At 72.4% G+C, this 17,109-nt stretch carries 16 protein-coding genes and 1 pseudogene; 11 read left to right on the top strand and 6 right to left on the bottom strand.

Annotation, left to right across the window (positions count from 1 at the left end; all coding sequences use genetic code 11):
- Positions 1-190: 190 nt before the first annotated feature.
- Positions 191-757: a helix-turn-helix domain-containing protein gene (locus BN159_RS34520; protein WP_015661676.1), complete on the top strand. Its 567-nt coding sequence runs from the start codon at positions 191-193 to the stop codon at positions 755-757.
- The gene (locus BN159_RS34525; protein WP_015661677.1) at positions 757-1,476 is read left to right on the top strand and encodes a helical backbone metal receptor; all 720 of its coding nucleotides are present in this window, start codon (positions 757-759) and stop codon (positions 1,474-1,476) included. Before BN159_RS34520 ends, BN159_RS34525 begins: the two co-directional genes overlap by 1 nt.
- Here the strand turns inward: BN159_RS34525 and BN159_RS34530 are convergent.
- A complete protein-coding gene (locus BN159_RS34530; protein ID WP_015661678.1) occupies positions 1,388-2,533 on the bottom strand; it encodes a TDT family transporter in 1,146 nt (381 codons plus the stop codon). The genes BN159_RS34525 and BN159_RS34530 overlap by 89 nt on opposite strands.
- Positions 2,534-2,603: 70 nt before the next feature.
- Between BN159_RS34530 and BN159_RS34535 the strand changes: the two genes are divergently transcribed.
- The gene (locus BN159_RS34535; protein ID WP_015661679.1) at positions 2,604-3,512 is read left to right on the top strand and encodes a LysR family transcriptional regulator; all 909 of its coding nucleotides are present in this window, start codon (positions 2,604-2,606) and stop codon (positions 3,510-3,512) included.
- On the opposite strand, the gene BN159_RS34540 is transcribed toward BN159_RS34535, so the two are convergent.
- Together BN159_RS34540 and BN159_RS34545 are read right to left on the bottom strand one after the other, a co-directional pair.
- Positions 3,489-4,193, bottom strand: coding sequence for a gamma-glutamyl-gamma-aminobutyrate hydrolase family protein (locus tag BN159_RS34540; RefSeq protein WP_015661680.1), 705 nt, complete (start codon positions 4,191-4,193; stop codon positions 3,489-3,491). The genes BN159_RS34535 and BN159_RS34540 overlap by 24 nt on opposite strands.
- A gap of 38 nt (positions 4,194-4,231) precedes the next feature.
- Positions 4,232-4,966, bottom strand: a complete 735-nt coding sequence (locus BN159_RS34545; protein WP_015661681.1) for a FadR/GntR family transcriptional regulator — start codon at positions 4,964-4,966, stop codon at positions 4,232-4,234.
- Between the two features lie 86 nt (positions 4,967-5,052).
- Here BN159_RS34545 and BN159_RS34550 point away from each other — a divergent pair, with 86 nt between their 5' ends.
- Genes BN159_RS34550 through BN159_RS34565 form a run of 4 tightly spaced genes read left to right on the top strand, consistent with a single transcriptional unit; the run spans position 5,053 to position 9,529 of the window.
- Positions 5,053-6,411, top strand: a complete 1,359-nt coding sequence (locus BN159_RS34550; RefSeq protein WP_015661682.1) for a glutamine synthetase family protein — start codon at positions 5,053-5,055, stop codon at positions 6,409-6,411.
- Positions 6,412-6,419: 8 nt separating this feature from the next.
- Positions 6,420-7,793: an aldehyde dehydrogenase family protein gene (locus tag BN159_RS34555; RefSeq protein ID WP_408055021.1), complete on the top strand. Its 1,374-nt coding sequence runs from the start codon at positions 6,420-6,422 to the stop codon at positions 7,791-7,793.
- Between the two features lie 17 nt (positions 7,794-7,810).
- Positions 7,811-8,581 (top strand): 3-oxoacyl-ACP reductase, encoded by a 771-nt coding sequence (locus BN159_RS34560; protein WP_041822108.1) that lies wholly within the window; start codon positions 7,811-7,813, stop codon positions 8,579-8,581.
- Between the two features lie 27 nt (positions 8,582-8,608).
- The gene (locus tag BN159_RS34565) at positions 8,609-9,529 is read left to right on the top strand and encodes a DUF2510 domain-containing protein (protein WP_041820270.1); all 921 of its coding nucleotides are present in this window, start codon (positions 8,609-8,611) and stop codon (positions 9,527-9,529) included.
- Positions 9,530-9,554: 25 nt separating this feature from the next.
- Here BN159_RS34565 and BN159_RS34570 read toward each other — a convergent pair whose 3' ends face one another.
- A complete protein-coding gene (locus BN159_RS34570; RefSeq protein WP_015661686.1) occupies positions 9,555-10,757 on the bottom strand; it encodes an amino acid deaminase/aldolase in 1,203 nt (400 codons plus the stop codon).
- A gap of 1,084 nt (positions 10,758-11,841) precedes the next feature.
- Between BN159_RS34570 and BN159_RS34575 the strand changes: the two genes are divergently transcribed.
- Together BN159_RS34575 and mycP are read left to right on the top strand one after the other, a co-directional pair.
- Positions 11,842-12,609 (top strand): hypothetical protein, encoded by a 768-nt coding sequence (locus tag BN159_RS34575; RefSeq protein ID WP_408055022.1) that lies wholly within the window; start codon positions 11,842-11,844, stop codon positions 12,607-12,609.
- Positions 12,606-13,781, top strand: a complete 1,176-nt coding sequence (mycP, locus tag BN159_RS34580; RefSeq protein ID WP_015661689.1) for a type VII secretion-associated serine protease mycosin — start codon at positions 12,606-12,608, stop codon at positions 13,779-13,781. The genes BN159_RS34575 and mycP overlap by 4 nt, the downstream gene beginning before the upstream one ends.
- Here the strand turns inward: mycP and BN159_RS34585 are convergent.
- Positions 13,778-14,716 (bottom strand): serine hydrolase, encoded by a 939-nt coding sequence (locus BN159_RS34585; protein WP_041820275.1) that lies wholly within the window; start codon positions 14,714-14,716, stop codon positions 13,778-13,780. The genes mycP and BN159_RS34585 overlap by 4 nt on opposite strands.
- A gap of 150 nt (positions 14,717-14,866) precedes the next feature.
- Here BN159_RS34585 and BN159_RS34590 point away from each other — a divergent pair, with 150 nt between their 5' ends.
- Positions 14,867-15,595: an SseB family protein gene (locus tag BN159_RS34590; RefSeq protein ID WP_041822109.1), complete on the top strand. Its 729-nt coding sequence runs from the start codon at positions 14,867-14,869 to the stop codon at positions 15,593-15,595.
- 4 nt (positions 15,596-15,599) lie between these two features.
- On the opposite strand, the gene BN159_RS34595 is transcribed toward BN159_RS34590, so the two are convergent.
- Complete coding sequence (locus BN159_RS34595) at positions 15,600-15,968, bottom strand: DUF1844 domain-containing protein (RefSeq protein WP_015661692.1); 369 nt, start codon at positions 15,966-15,968, stop codon at positions 15,600-15,602.
- 354 nt (positions 15,969-16,322) lie between these two features.
- Between BN159_RS34595 and infC the strand changes: the two are divergent.
- Positions 16,323-17,004, top strand: a pseudogene (gene infC / locus BN159_RS34600) (translation initiation factor IF-3).
- The last annotated feature ends 105 nt before the right edge of the window (positions 17,005-17,109 follow it).

The following is a 17,109-nucleotide window of genomic DNA, read 5'->3' on the forward strand; positions in this document are numbered from 1 at the left end:
CGTCCGCCTTTTTTCGCCCGCGAAATCCGGCCAACCAGGGTGATCGGACGCCTCTCACCGGTCAGGGATTGCCGGGCGCATGAAACGGTTTGCCGAACATGCGTAGGGTGCAGAGAACTCTTCAGAGGAGTCGGCACCGCGAACACAGGACTCGGCACCGGAACGACGGGCGAAGGAGGGAGCCGGAGCGATGGGCGACCACAAAGAACAGCCCCTGCGGGTGGGCGCGGCCGTGCGGCGGCGTCGTCGCGCGCTGGAGCTCACCCTCGCCGTCGTGGCCGAGCGCAGCGGCCTGTCGGTGCCTTTCCTCAGCCAGGTCGAGAACGACCGGGCCCGCCCCTCCAGAAGCTCCCTGGAGAAGCTCGCCGACGCCCTGCGCACCACGGCCGTCGAACTCCTCGCCGCGGCCGACCCGGCGTGCAGCGTCGACGTCGTACGCGCCGAGTGCGCCGAGCCGCCGCCCGAGCCCCGGACGCGCTCCCTGGTGCGCGGCCACCACCAGATGCACGCCTCCGAGTTCACCGGTGACCACGAAGCGGGCCGCGAGATCCAGTACCGCAACGACCAGTTGATGTACGTCGCCGACGGCGCCGTCGAGATCGAGGCCGAGGGCCGCGCCTACCGCCTCGGCCGCGGGGACACCCTGTACCTCACCGGCGGGGTCCGCCACCGCTGGCGCGCCACCGTGCCGGACACCCGGGTCGTCGTCGTGGCGGTGGCCGAGCACATCGAGGCCGTCCAGGACCGGCCCCGCTGATGCGGGTCGTCTCCCTGGTGCCGTCCCTGACGGAGGCCGTGGCCGTCTCGGTCCCCGGCGTCCTCGTCGGCGCCACGGACTGGTGCACACACCCGGTCGGCCTGGACGTGACCCGGATCGGCGGCACCAAGAACCCGAAGGTGGAGCGGATCCTCGATCTCGCCCCCGATCTGGTGATCGCCAACGAGGAGGAGAACCGCGCCCCCGACCTCGCGGCCCTGCGCGCGGCGGGCGTCGAGGTGCTGGTCACCGAGGTCCGCGACGTCCCGCAGGCCCTGCGGGAACTGGACCGGGTACTGACCGCGTGCGGCGGCCGGACGCGCCCGCGCTGGCTGGACGAGGCCGAGGAGACCTGGACGGCACGGCCCGCCCCGGACCGCCGTACGACGGCCGTGGTGCCGATCTGGCGGCGGCCCTGGATGGTGCTGGGCCGCGACACCTTCGCCGGAGACGTCCTGGCCCGCCTGGGCGTGGACCACGTCTACGCGGCCCACGAGGACCGCTACCCGCGCATCCCCCTGGAGGAGCTGCGGGCGGCGGCCCCGGACGTGGTCGTCCTCCCGGACGAGCCCTACCGCTTCACGGCCGACGACGGCCCGGAGGCCTTCCCCGGACTGCCCTGCGCGCTCGTCAGCGGACGGCACCTGACCTGGTACGGACCGTCACTGGCAAAGGCGCCGCAAGTGCTGGGCGCGGCCCTGCGAGCAGCGCTCCGCTGAGCAGCCCGCGCGCGGTGTGCGCGCCGGCGACCAGCCAGGCGGCGACGAGCAGCGCGTACAGGCCGACCGCGAGCCCGTCGTACACCACGAGCCCGGTGTGCCGGGCGAGGGACTCGGCGCCGGTGACACAGGTGCCGACGGGGAAGGTGAACGCCCACCAGGTCATCGCGAAACGCATCCCCTGGCGCCGGGCGCGCACCACATGCGCGGTGGCGAACCCCAGCCACAGCACCGCGAAGCCCATCACCGGCACGCCGTACAGCACGGCCAGCACATCGAAGCCCTGGCTGTACGGGGCCGGTACGACGCCCGGCGCGTACTCCGCGAACTTGCCGACGGCGGTCGTCGACTGACCGAGCGGACCCAGCACCAGGAACAGGGTCGGGGTCAGCGCGAGCGGCAGCGGCCCGACGGTGACCAGCCGGGCGAAGACCAGCGGCAGCATCAACAGGGTCGCGAGCAGGCTCAGCCCGAACATCGCGAAGCAGGCCAGCAGCAGCGTCTCCTGAGCCTGCCCGGCCGGGAGATACGGCACCAGCAGAGGCCCGAGAGCGGCGGACACCATGGGCGCGACCAGCGGCAGCAGCCACACGGGGGTGGCCTGACCGGGCTCCACCCGGTGGCGTACGGCCATCAGGTACGGGACGGCCACGGCGGCCGCGAGCCCGATGGCGGTACCGGCGGTGAACAGCACGACGTCCAGCGCGACCGCCGCCTCGGTGCCGATCCAGTCCCGGCCGACGGTCAGGGCGCCGCCGCCGACCGCCAGCAGGGCCATGGAGAGGCAGCCGTAGAAGGGGGCCGTCGCGGGGTCCAGGAGGTGGGCGCGGGCCTGGTCGCGGTGGTGGGTCCAGTGCAGGGCCCGGGCGGCGAGGAGCGTGCCGAGCATGGCCAGGGACAGGGCCCAGACGGCGGTGAGCAGAGCGCGGGGGACGGGCACGGGGAGCGCGGCGCCGGCGGTGGCGACGATGGCGGTTCCCATGACGGAGGCGTACCAGTTCGGTCCGAGGTGACGGACCGCCAGGGCACGACGATGGGGCTGGGCGGCGGTGACCATGTGTCCACGGTCGCGCGCGGGCGGGGCCGCGACCAGGGAGTACGTTTCTATGAGGGCATAAGCTGGACTTATGAGCAGTGCGGTGACTACATCCCTGGCCCACCGGGTGCCCGACCTCGGGGCGCTGGAACTGCTGCTGGCCGTGGCGCGGCTCGGCAGTCTCGGCGGGGCCGCGCGTGAGCTGGGGATCACCCAGCCCGCGGCCAGCAGCCGGATCCGGTCGATGGAGCGGCAGCTCGGGGTGGCGCTGGTGGACCGGTCGCCGCGGGGCTCACGGCTGACGGACGCGGGTGCGCTGGTGACCGACTGGGCGCGGCGGATCGTGGAGGCGGCGGAGGCCTTCGACGTGGGCGCGCAGGCGCTGCGGGACCGGCGGGACTCGCGGCTGCGGGTGGCTGCGAGCATGACGATCGCGGAGTATCTGTTGCCCGGGTGGCTGCTGGCGCTGCGCGCGGGGCGGCCGGACACGGCGGTGTCGTTGCTTGCGGGCAACTCGACGGTGGTGGCTGAGCGGCTGCTGGCCGATGAGGCGGATCTGGGGTTCGTGGAGGGGCTCACCGTCCCGACGGGGCTGGACTCGGTGGTGATCGCCCATGACCGGCTGATCGTGGTGACCGCGCCTGGTCATGCCTGGTCCCGGCGTCGGCGCCCGCTGACGGCGGAGGAGTTGGCGGTGACTCCCTTGATCCTTCGGGAGAAGGGGTCGGGTACGCGGCAGGTGCTCGACATGGCGCTGGGGGGTCTTGCCCGGCCACTGATCGAGCTGTCCTCCACTACTGCCGTGAAGGCGGCGGCGGTGAGTGGCGCAGGGCCTGCGGTGTTGAGTGAGCTGGCCGTTCGGGAGGAGTTGTCGATGCGGCGGCTGGTGAGCATTCCGGTGGCGGATGTGTCTCTGGCGCGGGATCTTCGGGCGGTCTGGCCCACGGGGCATCGGCCTGTGGGGCCGGCTCGGGATCTACTGCATCTGACGCGGAGCTAGGCACTCCTCCACCAGCGCCCGCATCACCCTTACGTCCTCACCCATCTCCGGATGCCACTGCACCCCGAGCACCCAGCCCTCGGCGCTCGGCAGCTCCAGCGCCTCCACCGTGCCGTCCGCCGCGTGTGCCGACGGGACGAGGCCGGTGCCCAGGCGGTCCACCGACTGGTGGTGGTACGTCGGTACTGCGGTCTCCTCCGGGGCGATATCGGCGTAGAGCGTGCCCTGCACCGGCTTGACGGTGTGGCGGCCGAACTCGCCGACCACCTCTGCGTGGCCCTCCAGGTGCTGAACCAGCGTGCCGCCCAGGGCGACGTTCAGCAGTTGCATGCCTCGGCAGATGCCCAGCAGGGGGAGGCCTGCCGTCAACGCGGCCTTGATCAAGGCCAGTTCCCAGGCGTCCCGCTCGCGCGCCGGAGGGCCCGTGCGGGGGTGGCGCTCGGCGCCGTAGTGGACGGGCTCCACGTCGGGGCCGCCCGCGATGACCAGTCCGTCCAGGCGGGACACCGTTGCCGCCGCGTGTTCCGGGGCGTCCGGTGGCAGCATCGCAGCCAGGCCGCCCGCCCGCTGGACCAGCCGTGGGTAGCCGGCCGGCAGCAGGGCCGCCTCCAGCTCCCACACGCCCCAGCGCGCCCCGGCCTCCAGATATGTGCTGACCCCGATCAGCGGCCTGCCCGGCATACCGTGCCCCTTCAATGGATGGACCCCATACCTTTGGCTCACGCCAGGAACCCCCTGAGCAGCGCCGCCGTGCCCGCGCAGTGCTCGCGCATGATCTCCCGTGCCGCGTCGGCGTTTCCGTCCAGTACCGCCTCCACCAGCGCCGCGTGCTGGCGCTGTGAGTGCTCCAGGTTGCGGACCAGGATCGGGATGCAGTCCAGCAGCTCGTTCACCGAGGCCCGTACGGCCGCGTACTGCGCCGTGAGGGAGGGGGAGCCGCACAGCTCGGCCAGCGTGAGGTGGAGCAGGGTGTCCCGGCGCCGGTAGTCGCCCAGTGGGGCGTCCTGGGTGCGGGACAGCGCCTCGCGCAGCCGATGTTCCTGCTCCGGGGTCAGGCCGTGCGTCGCGCACAGGCCCACCGCGCCGACCTCCAACACCTCCCGGAAGCGCAGCACGTCCTCGATGTCCACCGCGGCGATCCGGCGGCGCAACTCGTCCTCGCCGGCGGCGTCCGCTCGCGCCAGGACGAACGTTCCGCCGTACCGGCCCCGCCGGGACTCCACCAGACCCTGGTCCTGGAGCACCTTCAGCACCTCGCGCAGCGTCACCCGGCTGATCCCGAGCCGCTCCGCCAGTTCGCGTTCCGCGGGCAGCCGCCCGCCGCCCGGCACGAGACCGAGCCTGACCACCTGGAGGATCTGCTCCAGGGCCTCCTCGAAGCCGTTGCCCGCCCGCACCGGCCGCAGTACCGGGGTCAGCCGGTCCTCCGGGCCCGGATCCGTGTCCACCGACATCCGGCCGTGCCCCCTTCCCAAGCAATGGTTCTCGGCAATACCTTATGGCTCCCGGCTGACCGAAGAAGCCTTAAGGAGGCTTTCCCGTGGCAGACCGCACACCGCCGCTCGGCGTCGAGGAGCTGCACGCCCTCGTCGCCGGCGGTGAGATCGACACTGTCGTCCTGGCCTTCCCGGACATGCAAGGGCGGCTCCAGGGCAAGCGGTTCGCCGCCCGCTTCTTCCTCGACGAGGTACTGCACCACGGCACCGAGGGCTGCAACTACCTCCTCGCCGTCGACACCGAGATGAACACCGTGGACGGCTACGCCATGTCCTCCTGGGACCGTGGCTACGGCGACTTCGCCATGCACCCGGACCTGTCCACCCTGCGCCGCGTCCCCTGGAACGACGGCACCGCCCTGGTCCTCGCCGACCTCGCCTGGGAGGACGGCTCCCCGGTCGTCGCCGCCCCCCGCCAGATCCTCCGCCGCCAGCTGGAGCGCCTCGCCGAACTCGGGCTCACCGCCCAGGTCGGCACCGAGCTGGAGTTCATCGTCTTCAAGGACACCTACGAGCAGGCCTGGGACGCGAATTACCGGGGCCTGACCCCGGCCAACCAGTACAACATCGACTACTCCGTCCTCGGCACCGGCCGCATCGAGCCCCTGCTGCGCCGTATCCGCAATGAGATGGCGGGCGCCGGGCTCACCGTCGAGTCCGCCAAGGGCGAGTGCAACCCGGGCCAGCACGAGATCGCCTTCCGCTACGACGAGGCCCTGGTCACCTGCGACCAGCACGCCGTCTACAAGACCGGCGCCAAGGAGATCGCCGCGCAGGAGGGCGTGTCCCTGACCTTCATGGCCAAGTACAACGAGCGCGAGGGCAACTCCTGCCACATCCACCTCTCCCTCGCGGACGCGGCCGGGAACAACGCGATGGCCGGGCCCGACGGGATGTCCGAGGTCATGCGGTACTTCCTCGCCGGACAGCTCGCGGCGCTGCGCGACTTCGCGCTGCTGTACGCCCCCAACATCAACTCCTACAAGCGGTTCCAGCCGGGCTCGTTCGCGCCGACCGCCGTCGCCTGGGGCCACGACAACCGCACCTGCGCCCTGCGCGTCGTCGGCCACGGCCGCTCCCTGCGCTTCGAGAACCGCCTCCCCGGCGGCGACGTCAACCCGCATCTGGCGGTGGCGGGCATGGTCGCCGCGGGCCTGTACGGCATCGAGCAGAAGCTCGAACTGCCCGAGGCCTGCCCCGGCAACGCCTACACCGCCGACTACGCCCACGTCCCGACCACCCTGCGCGAGGCCGCCGAGCTCTGGGAGAACAGCCCCCTGGCCAAGGCCGCCTTCGGCGACGAGGTCGTCGCGCACTACCGAAACATGGCGCGCGTCGAGGTCGACGCCTACGACGCCGCGGTCACCGACTGGGAGCTGCGCCGCTCCTTCGAACGCATGTGAGGCTCCTGTTGTCCGACCAGCTCCAGGTACTGAACCCGGCGACCGAGGAGGTCGTCGCCACCGTCCCGGCCGCCACCGCGGCGGACGTGGACGCCGCGGTCGTACGCGCCGCGAAGGCGCAGGCCGGGTGGGCTGCCCTCGCCCCCGGCGAACGCGCCCGGCTACTGCGGCGGTTCGCGGTCGCCGTCGACGAACACCTCGAAGAACTCGCCCAGTTGGAGGTGCGGGAGGCCGGGCACACCGTCGGCAACGCCCGCTGGGAGGCGGGCAACGTCCGGGACCTGCTCGACTACGCGGCGGGCGGCGTGGAGCGGCTGACCGGGCGTCAGATCCCGGTCCCCGGCGGTCTCGACATCACGATCCTCGAACCGCTCGGCGTGGTCGGTGTCATCGCCCCCTGGAACTTCCCGATGCCGATCGCGGCCTGGGGCACGGCACCCGCGCTGGCCGCGGGCAACGCCGTCCTCCTCAAGCCCGCCGAGACGACCCCGCTGACCGCACTGCGGCTGGCGGAGCTGGCTCTGGAGGCGGGGCTTCCCGAAGGGCTGTTGCAGGTGCTGCCCGGCCATGGCCCGGTCACGGGAAACGCGCTCGTGGAGCACCCCGGTGTCGCGAAGATCGTCTTCACCGGGTCGACGGCCGTGGGCAAACAGGTGTTGGCGAAGGGGTCCGCGCTGCTGAAGCGGGTCACCCTCGAACTCGGCGGCAAGAGCCCCAACATCGTCTTCGCCGACGCCGACCTCGAAGCCGCCGCCCAGGCAGCCCCCATGTCGTTCCTCGACAACTCGGGCCAGGACTGCTGCGCCCGCACCCGCATCCTCGTCCAGCGCAGCGCGTACGACCGCTTCCTGGAGCTGCTCGCCCCGGCCATCGAGGCGGTCAGGGTCGGCGACCCGTCCGACGAGGCCACCGACATGGGCCCGCTGATCTCCAGGACCCAACTGGACCGCGTCCGTTCCTACGTCGACCCGGACGCGGCCGGCATCCGCGGCAAGGCCCCCGAGGGCCCCGGCTTCTGGTTCCCGCCCACCGTCCTCACCGGCGTCGACCCGCACGCGCGCGTGGCCGTCGAGGAGGTCTTCGGCCCCGTGGCCGTCATCCTCCCCTTCGAGGACGAGGCGGATGCCGTGGCGCTCGCCAACAGCACCGACTACGGCCTGTCCGGCTCCATCTGGACCCGGGACGTCGGCCGCGCGCTGCGCGTCTCCCAGGCCGTCCACGCGGGCAACCTGTCCGTCAACTCCCACTCCAGCGTCCGCTACTGGACCCCCTTCGGCGGCTTCAAGCAGTCCGGCATCGGCCGTGAGCTGGGCCCGGACGCGCTGACCGCCTTCACCGAGACCAAGAACGTCTTCATCAGCACGGAGGGCTCCGCACAGTGACCTCAACCACCGAACCCATGGTGTGCCGACGCCTCGTCGGCCGTACCGCCGTCATCACCGGAGCCGGCAGCGGCATCGGCCTCGCCACCGCCCGTCGGCTCGCCGCCGAGGGCGCCCATGTGGTCTGCGGCGACGTCGACGAACAGCGCGGCAAGGCGGCGGCCGACGAGGTGGGCGGCACCTTCGTCAAGGTCGACGTCACCGACGCCGAGCAGGTGGAGGCGCTGTTCAAGACGGCCTACGACACCTACGGCAGCGTCGACATCGCCTTCAACAACGCCGGGATCTCCCCGCCCGACGACGACTCCATCCTGGAGACCGGCCTGGAGGCCTGGAAGCGCGTCCAGGAGGTCAACCTCACCTCCGTCTACCTGTGCTGCAAGGCCGCGATCCCCTATATGCGGCGCCAGGGCAAGGGCTCGATCATCAACACCGCGTCCTTCGTTGCGCGGATGGGCGCGGCGACGTCCCAGATCTCGTACACGGCGTCCAAGGGCGGCGTACTGGCGATGTCCCGTGAGCTGGGCGTGCAGTTCGCGCGGGAGGGCATCCGCGTGAACGCGCTGTGCCCCGGCCCGGTCAACACGCCACTCCTCCAGGAACTGTTCGCCAAGGACCCCGAGCGCGCCGCGCGCCGCCTGGTCCACATTCCGGTCGGCCGGTTCGCCGAGGCCGAGGAGATCGCCGCCGCGGTCGCCTTCCTGGCCAGCGACGACTCCTCGTTCGTGAACGCCACCGACTTCCTGGTGGACGGGGGAATTTCCGGGGCCTACGTCACCCCTCTGTAGGGCTCGTCCTACAGTGCCCGCATGAGCATGTCGCCCCAACCCGGCTGGTACCCCGACCCGCACGCCCCGCATCTGGAGCGCTGGTGGGACGGCACCGCCTGGACCGAGCACCGGCGCACACCCGAGGTGACCGCGCCGGTGCCGACGGCCGCGGGTCCCTCCGGGCGGGCCAAGGCCGTCGCCGTCACCTCGGCGGCGGTCGTGCTCGTCGCGGCGATCGTCACGGGCGCGGTGGTGCTGAGCCAGGGCGACGACGAGGGCACGGAGCTCGAGACCGGCCCCACCTACTACACCGAGGCGCCACCGTCCCCGACCCAGACCCAGACCCAGACCCCTACCCCGACCTCGAGTGATCCCTCCGCCGACGACCCGGCCGTCGTGACCGACGAACTCAATGGCATCACGCTGCCGTTGCTCGACGGCTGGGTCCGGCCGAAGCACGTCGCCGAGGACGACGTCGTCATGACCACGGACGGCACCTACGACTGCCCCGGCGACGGTGGCGTCTGCCGCCACGGCCTCGTCACGTCGAGGACGATCACCTCGAACGACGAGCGGTCCCCCGAGGCGCTGGCCAAGGAGGACGTCAAGGAGGCGGCCGAGAACACCTACGACCGCGACACGATCGGCAGGCGCCCCTACGGCGGCCTGGAGTCCCACGAGGTCGTGAAGTCGGGCCCGGTCGCGGTGGCCGGACGGGCCGGCTACTTCGTGCGCTGGAAGGTCACCACGGCCAAGGGTCCCGGCGGCTACGTCCAGTCGACGGTCTTCCCGTCCCGCGTCGGCACCGAGTCACCGGTCTGCGTCCGGTTCCTCTTCGACGCGGGCGAGGACGGACCGCCCCTGGCCGACATGGACCGGATCACCAAGGGCATCCGGTCCGTCGACGACCCGGCGGGCGGCGGGGGAGTGGGCAGCAGCGTGGGCCCGGAAGAGGACCTTTCGTAGGCCCTGGAGCCTGGAGCCTGGAGGCCTAGAGGAACGTGTGGCCCTCGCCGCGGTACGTCGGCACGGTCGCCGTCACCGCGTCGCCCGCCACCAGGTGCAACTGCTCGAAGCGCTCGCACATCTCACCGGCCTTGGCGTGCCGGAACCACACCTTGTCGCCGATCAGCAGATCGTCCGCGGGCGAGCCGAGCAGCGGCGTCTGCACCTCGCCGGGACCCTCCTGGGGGTCGTAGCGCAGCCCCTCCGGGAGGTACGGCACCGGCAGCCGGTCGGGTCCGGCGGCACCGGAGGCCGGGTAGCCGCCGCCGAGCACCGTCACGACGCCGACGCCGGGGCGCCGGACCACGGGGTGGGCGAACAGGGCGGCCGGACGCCCGCTGAAGGAGGTGTAGTTGTCGAAGAGGCGCGGTACGTAGAGCCCCGACCCGGCGCCGATCTCGGTGACACAGTCCTCGGCGGCCGTGAACTGCACACTGCCGGTGCCGCCGCCGTTGACGAACTCAAGACCCGGCGCCACCGCCCGCAGCTCCCGCACCACCTCGGCCCGGCGCCGGGCGAGCTCCCGGCGCGCGGTGGCCTGCATCAGCCGCACGGCACGCGAACGCAAGGGGTGCCCGGCGACGGAGTCGCCCACGCCCGCGACATGACCCTCGTACGCCATGATCCCGACGACCTCGAACCCCGGCCGCCGGGCCACGATCCGGGCCAGGTCGGCGACCTGGGCGGGGGAGTGCAGCGGGGAGCGCCGGGCGCCGACGCGGACGCGGCCGCCGAGCAGTTTCAGCGAGGTGTCCAACTCCAGGCAGACCCGGACGACTTCGCTGCCGCCGTCCCGGGCGGCGTCGATCAGCCGGAGCTGCGCCGGGTCGTCGATCATCACGGTGATCGCGGAGGCGAGCTTGGGGTCGGCGGTCAGCTCGGCGTAACCGGCGCGGTCGGCGGACGGGTAGGCGAGCAGGATGTCGTCGAATCCGGAGCGGGCCAGCCACAGGGACTCGGCGAGCGTGAACGACATGATCCCGGCGAAGCCGTCGCGGGCGAGGACGCGTTCCAGCAGGGCCCGGCAGCGCACGGACTTGCTGGCGACGCGGATGGGCTTGCCGCCCGCACGCCGGACGAGATCGTCCGCGTTGGCGTCGAAGGCGTCGAGATCCACGATCGCGAGAGGGGCGTCGAGATGGGCGGTGGCCCGGTCGTAACGGGCCCGGTCGGCGGCGCGCGCAGTCATGAACGAAGCCTGCCAGACTGGATTACCGCAGGGTAGGGGGACGTTCCGGGCTAAAGCCCCGGGCTCGTGGACTGGTTCCCACCGGGCCGGGGTCAGCCCGTAGAGTGACGCGCACGCATGTGAGGGCGTGGATGCCGATCCACCCGTGCGGGTAGCGGGTAGATGTCCATGAGGAGACGGGGGGCGCATGAACACAGAACCACGCGCCCCACTCCCTCCCCGCCCACCCCACCCCCCTCGCCCCCACCAGCCCCCTGCGCCGGACGAGGGCACCCAGGAGGAAACCGAGGGCCCGTCCCGGCCTACGGCTACGCGCGTCCCCTCGGCGAGCGGCGACGCCGGGCGAACGGACGCGTCCCGCCGCACCTCCGCGGACACCGACGCCCACCGCGCCTCCGCCGACGCCCCGCCCCGCTTCCCCCGTCTCCGCACCCCGGCGACCCAGGCCGAAGCCCCACCCCCACCGAGGGCCTCGGCCCGCTTCCCGGACACGGCACCGCCCGCGTCCCCCGAACCGCGCCGCGAACCCCCGAGCCGCCGCACTCCGCCGCACGCGACGGGCCCCAACGGCACACCCCCGCGCCCGACGACGAGCCCGACGGGCTCCACCGGCACGCCCGCGCGTCCCACGACGAGCCCTACGGGCCTCAGCAGCGCACCCGCGCGTCCCGTGACCGACCCGACCGGCTCCCCCAGCGCACCCGCGCGCCCCACGACCAGCTCGCCGGGCGCCAACGGCACGCCCGCGCACCCGGCCACTTCCGGGGCTTCGGCCCAGAGCCCTGCCTCCCCGCCCGGAGTCCCGCCCCGCCCGGCCGGTTCGCCCCCGGCGTCGACTCGCGCGGGCGGCTCCGTGGACGCCCCCGCGCGTCCCGCCGTACCCCCGCCTCCTTCCCGGCGCCCCCACCCTCCGGTCGCTCTGTCCGTGGCTCCGGCTGAGAACCCCTCCGAGACGACCAGGCGGCTTCGGCCCATCGGGCAGGACGCGGGTGCTGTGCGTGCCCCCGATCCGGCTCTCTCCTGGAGTGCTCCGGTGAGTCCCGCGGCCGGGGGGCGGCCCATCGTGTCGCTCGGGGAGCCGGAGGTGCATGACGAGCGCCGAAGGTTCGGGGGGCGGGGTGGCGCTCGGGTTGTCGCCGTCGCCGCTTGTCTGGTGCTCGGGCTCGGGCTCGTCGGAGGCGCCGTCACCGGGAGTTGGCTCGTCGGGGACTCCGAGGCCGCCGGGGCCCGGGACAGTTTCGTCGCCGCGCGGAGTCTGTGGCACAGCGTGCCGGTCGACCGGCTGTTCCCCACGCGTGTGGCGGGGCAGGGCGCCGGACCCGGGGGCGCCGACCGTTCCTGGACGCGGATCGCCGTCGCCCCGGACAGTGGGTGCCGGGACGCCTTCGACCCGCTCCTGCGCAAGGCCCTCGCCCCCGTCGGCTGCCAGCGGCTGCTGCGCGCCACCTACACCGACGCCACCCGGACCTATGTCACCACCGTCGGCCTGCTCTTCACCAAGGCCGACGCCACCGCCATGGCCTCCCTCGCCAAGCGCTTCACCGACGAGGAACTGGACCGCCGTACCGACCTGATGCCCCGCCCGTACGGCCCCGGCTTCGCGAACGACGAGCGCGCCACCTGGACCGTCTCCGTCCTCACCGACGCCCCGGTCGTCGTCTACTCCGTCTCCGGCTGGGCCGACGGCCGTACCGTCGACGAGCCGCAGTCCGCCGCGGAGGCCATGGAGTCCGGCGCCACCACGGCCCCCGCCCAGGCCGGTCTCGGCCACGAGGCGAAGGGCCTCGCCGACCGGATCGAGCGCGCCCTGCGCAAACAGGTCGGCCCCTACGCCACGGAGCAGGCCTCGTGACCGCCCGTCGCGCGCGCCGTACGGGACTGCTCAGCGTTCTCCTCGCCGCCTCCCTCGCCCTGGTCCCCACCACCGCGCACGCCGACGGCATACGCAGCCGGCAGTGGGCCCTCGAAGCCATGCACACCCAGGAGGCCTGGCAGACCACCAAGGGCGAGGGCATCACCGTCGCCGTCCTCGACACCGGCGTCGACGGCGAGCACCCCGACCTCGACGGAAACGTCCTCCGGGGCAAGGACCTGGTCGGCTTCGGGGCCGGCCGCGGCGACCGCGCCTGGGCCCGGCACGGCACCGCGATGGCCGGCATCATCGCGGGCCACGGACACGGCTACGACAACGCCGACGGCGTCATGGGCATCGCCCCCGAGGCGAAGATCCTCCCCGTCCGCGTGATCCTGGAGGACGGCGACTCCGCCCGCGCCAAGGCCCGCACCACCCGCGGCAACGCCCTCGCCGAAGGCATCCGCTGGGCCGCCGACCACGGCGCCGACGTCATCAACCTCTCCCTGGGCGACGACTCCAAGTCCGCCCACCCCGAACCCGCCGAGGACGAGGCCGTCCAGTACGCCCTGAAGAAGGGCGCCGTCGTTGTCGCCTCGGCCGGCAACGGCGGCGAGAAGGGCGACCACATCTCGTACCCGGCCGCCTACCCGGGTGTCATCGCCGCCACCGCGGTGGACAAGTTCGGCACCCGCGCCTCGTTCTCCACCCGCCGCTGGTACGCCACCGTCAGCGCCCCCGGCGTGGACGTCATCATCGCCGACCCGGACCGCAAGTACTACGAGGGCTGGGGCACCAGCGCCGCAGCGGCCTTCGTCTCCGGCGCCGTGGCCCTGGTCAAGGCCGCCCACCCCGGCCTGACCCCGGCCCAGATCAAGAAGCTGCTGGAGGACACCGCCCGCAACGCCCCCGCCGGCGGCCGCGACGACTCCCGCGGTTACGGCTTCATCGACCCCGCCGCCGCCATCGAGAAGGCGGCCGGCCTCAAGCCCGGGGGCCTGCGGTCGAAGGCGTACGGCGACGAGTACTTCGGCTCCGGCCCCGACACCGCGAAGGCGGCGGACGACACCACGAGCTGGGCGGCCCCGCTCGCGGGCGGCGCCGGAGGAGTCCTGCTGGTGACCGCGGTGCTCCTCTGGCGCGGCCGCCGCACCCGCCCCGACGACTTCTAGTCCCCGGCGAACACCGATACGGCCGCCCGGGCCGCAGCTTCCACCAGCGCGACCCCCGCCGCCTTCGTCGTGTGCCCGTCCGACAGCACGGCCACCAGATACTCCCGTCCGTCCGCGGTCACCCGCCCGATGCTGTTGATGTCCCACAGCCCCGTCGTGCTCCGCGGCAGCCAGCCGTTCTTCAGCGCCCACTCCGAGCCGTCCGCCACGGCCGAGACACCCCACCGCTGATCCACGGCGATCCGCCCCATCAGCCCCCGCACATACGCCCGCGACGCCTCACTCAGCTCCGACTCGTCATCGAACACCTGCTGAAGCAGCGTGAGTTGATCCGCCGCGGTGGTCTGCGTCAGCCCCCACAGCATCCCCTCGCCGCCCTCGGTGGCCGTCAGCCCCAGGCGCTCATTGGCAGCGGCCAGGCCCTCCGCCCTGCCGATCGTCTCCCACAGTGCCGACGTCGACGCGTTGTCGCTGTTCTCGATCATCGCGGTGGCGTACGACTTCTCCGCCGCCGTCAGCCCCCGCCCCGCGTCCTGCGCCTGGAGCAGCAGCGCCGCGAGGATGTCGACCTTCACGATGCTCGCCGTGTCGAAGGAGCCGTCCCCGTACGTGGCGCTCTCACCGGAGTCCATGTCCAGCACCGCCACCGACACCTCAGCGCCGTCCGGGACGCTCACCGACTCCATGGCGTCCGCCAGGAGCGCCGCCCGGTCCACCGTCGGCCGCGTCACCGGTTCCACGCTCGCCTCCCCACTCGCCGCCACCACCGACGGCGTCGCCGAAGGCGTCGCCGACGACGATACGGCCGCCTCCCGAGGGTGCGCCTGCGCCTGTACGTACACCGTCCCCGCGGCCGTACCGCCCACCACGACCACGGAGGCGAGGGCGAGGTGGAGCAGCGGAACACGGTGCCTGCGCGCTCTGGAGGACTCCATGCTCGCGATGGTCGGGCCGGTGACTGTGCCCGCCGTTAGACGGACGTTAGATCTGGGTCAGGGAAATCTGAGATTCCGGTGAACTGCGTCACGATCGTGTTTCCGGGCCCGCACAAGCGCAGCAGCAGCCCCCCGATAGGGTCGGTGACCGTGGCGAACAAGAACATTCCCGACTCCCCCTTCTCCGACGACGACGGCTCCGTCGACCCCGCCCTGAGCGCGGCGCTCACGGCCTGGTCCGAGGACCGCACCGCCGTGGCACCGGTGCTGGCGGCGCTCAAGGGCGCCCGGCTGCTCGTTCCGGTCGTGGCCGTCCTCGGCGAGGTGGAGGAGGACGAGAACGGCCTGCGCCGCGAGAAGACCAGCGACATGGCCGTACCGACCCTGCGGGCCGGTGACCGCAAGGCGCTGCCCGCCTTCAGCTCCATCGACTCCCTCGCCCGCTGGGACCCGGCGGCCCGCCCGGTCGCCGTGGCCCTGCACCAGGCCCTGGAGGCCGCCTCGCACGAGAAGGCGGACACCATCGTGCTGGACATGTCGGGACCGGTGCCGTTCGAGCTGACGGGACCGGCGCTGCTCGCCCTCGCCGAGGGCCGCACGTCGGCCGATCCGCTCGCCGATCCGGCGGTGGTGGCGGCGGTACGGGCCGCGGTGGCCGCCGAGCCGGCCGTGCTCCGAGCCCACCTCGGGCCCGGACGGGCCGACGGCACCCTGGCCCTCGTACTGGACCCGGCCGCCGCCCCCGCCCAGGCCGCCCGCGCGGTAGCCGAGCGCATCGCCGCCGACGAAACACTGAGGGCCCGCCTGGTGCGCGGGCTCGACCTGGCACTGCTGCCGGCCGAGGCCACGCCACCGGGCGAGCCCCTTTACGTCAGATGACGGACTAGCCGTAGACCGGGCCCGTGTACCTCTCGCCCGGGCCCTGGCCCGGCTCGTCCGGGACGATCGACGCCTCGCGGAAGGCGAGCTGGAGCGACTTCAGGCCGTCCTTGAGCGGGGCGGCGTGGAAGGAGCTGATCTCGGTGGTGCTCGCGTCGAGCAGACCGGCGAGGGCGCTCACCAGCTTGCGGGCCTCGTCCAGGTCCTTGTACTTGTCGCCCTCCTCGGTCAGACCGAGCTTCACGGCGGCGGCGCTCATCAGGTTCACGGCGACCGTCACGATCACCTCGACGGCGGGGACCTCGGCGATGTCGCGGGTCATCTCGTCGAAGTCGGGCGTCTCGGGGCTGTCCGAGGGGGAGGTGTCACTCATGAGGCCCACGATAGGCGTACGGCGGAGCGGGGCCGGACAGTGCCTCGGTTAGCTCTGTCCGGGCGGAGCTGCTAACCTTGGGTGACGACCGGCCGAACACGTATGTGTCCGGCCCACAAGTGGAGGCTCCGAACTCCCACCTGATCGCCCCTCGGGGCGGCGGGTCACCGGTCAGGCGGCCACCACCGTTCCGTACGGACGGTGGAGTCGCCCGATATTACGCCCCGCGGTTGACCTGCGGCGGTGTTCCGGCATTCCAGGAGCCCCGCCTGTGTCCCGTCCGGGGCATTTTTCATGCGCCGCGATGGTTGGTCCTATGTCAAACAGACATACGCGGCTGTCCGCCAGACCGCCGTGTGGTGCTAACCGAGGAGGATCCATCAGCGCCGAGCCCCGCATCAACGACCGGATTCGCGTTCCCGAGGTGCGACTTGTCGGTCCCAGTGGCGAGCAGGTGGGCATCGTCCCGCTGGCGAAGGCACTGGAGCTCGCGCAGGAGTACGACCTGGACCTGGTCGAGGTCGCGGCGAACGCCCGTCCGCCCGTGTGCAAGCTCATGGACTACGGGAAGTTCAAGTACGAGTCGGCCATGAAGGCCCGTGAGGCGCGCAAGAACCAGGCGCACACGGTCATCAAGGAGATGAAGCTCCGGCCGAAGATCGACCCGCACGACTATGACACCAAGAAGGGTCACGTCGTCCGGTTCCTCAAGCAGGGCGACAAGGTCAAGATCACGATCATGTTCCGTGGTCGCGAGCAGTCCCGGCCCGAGCTGGGCTACCGACTGCTTCAGCGTCTCGCGGAGGACGTCCAGGACCTCGGTTTCGTCGAGTCGAACCCGAAGCAGGACGGCCGAAACATGATCATGGTCCTCGGTCCGCACAAGAAGAAGACCGAGGCGATGGCCGAGGCCCGCCAGGCGCAGGAAGCCCGCAAGGCAGACGCGAAGGCCAACCCCGGCAAGTCGCAGAACGCCGCGGACTCCGAGAACGCCGTGGAGACCGAGGCACCTGCCGAGGCTCCCGCCGAGGCGTGATCCCCGGGGGCGCGAGTCCCCAGGATGTAACTGACAAGGAAGAGCGACGTTCCACCGTGCCCGGTTTTGCGACCGGGCACCGGAACGCCACTGACGAGGAGATAA

The sequence above is a fragment of the Streptomyces davaonensis JCM 4913 genome, from assembly GCF_000349325.1.
GTDB lineage: Bacteria > Actinomycetota > Actinomycetes > Streptomycetales > Streptomycetaceae > Streptomyces > Streptomyces davaonensis.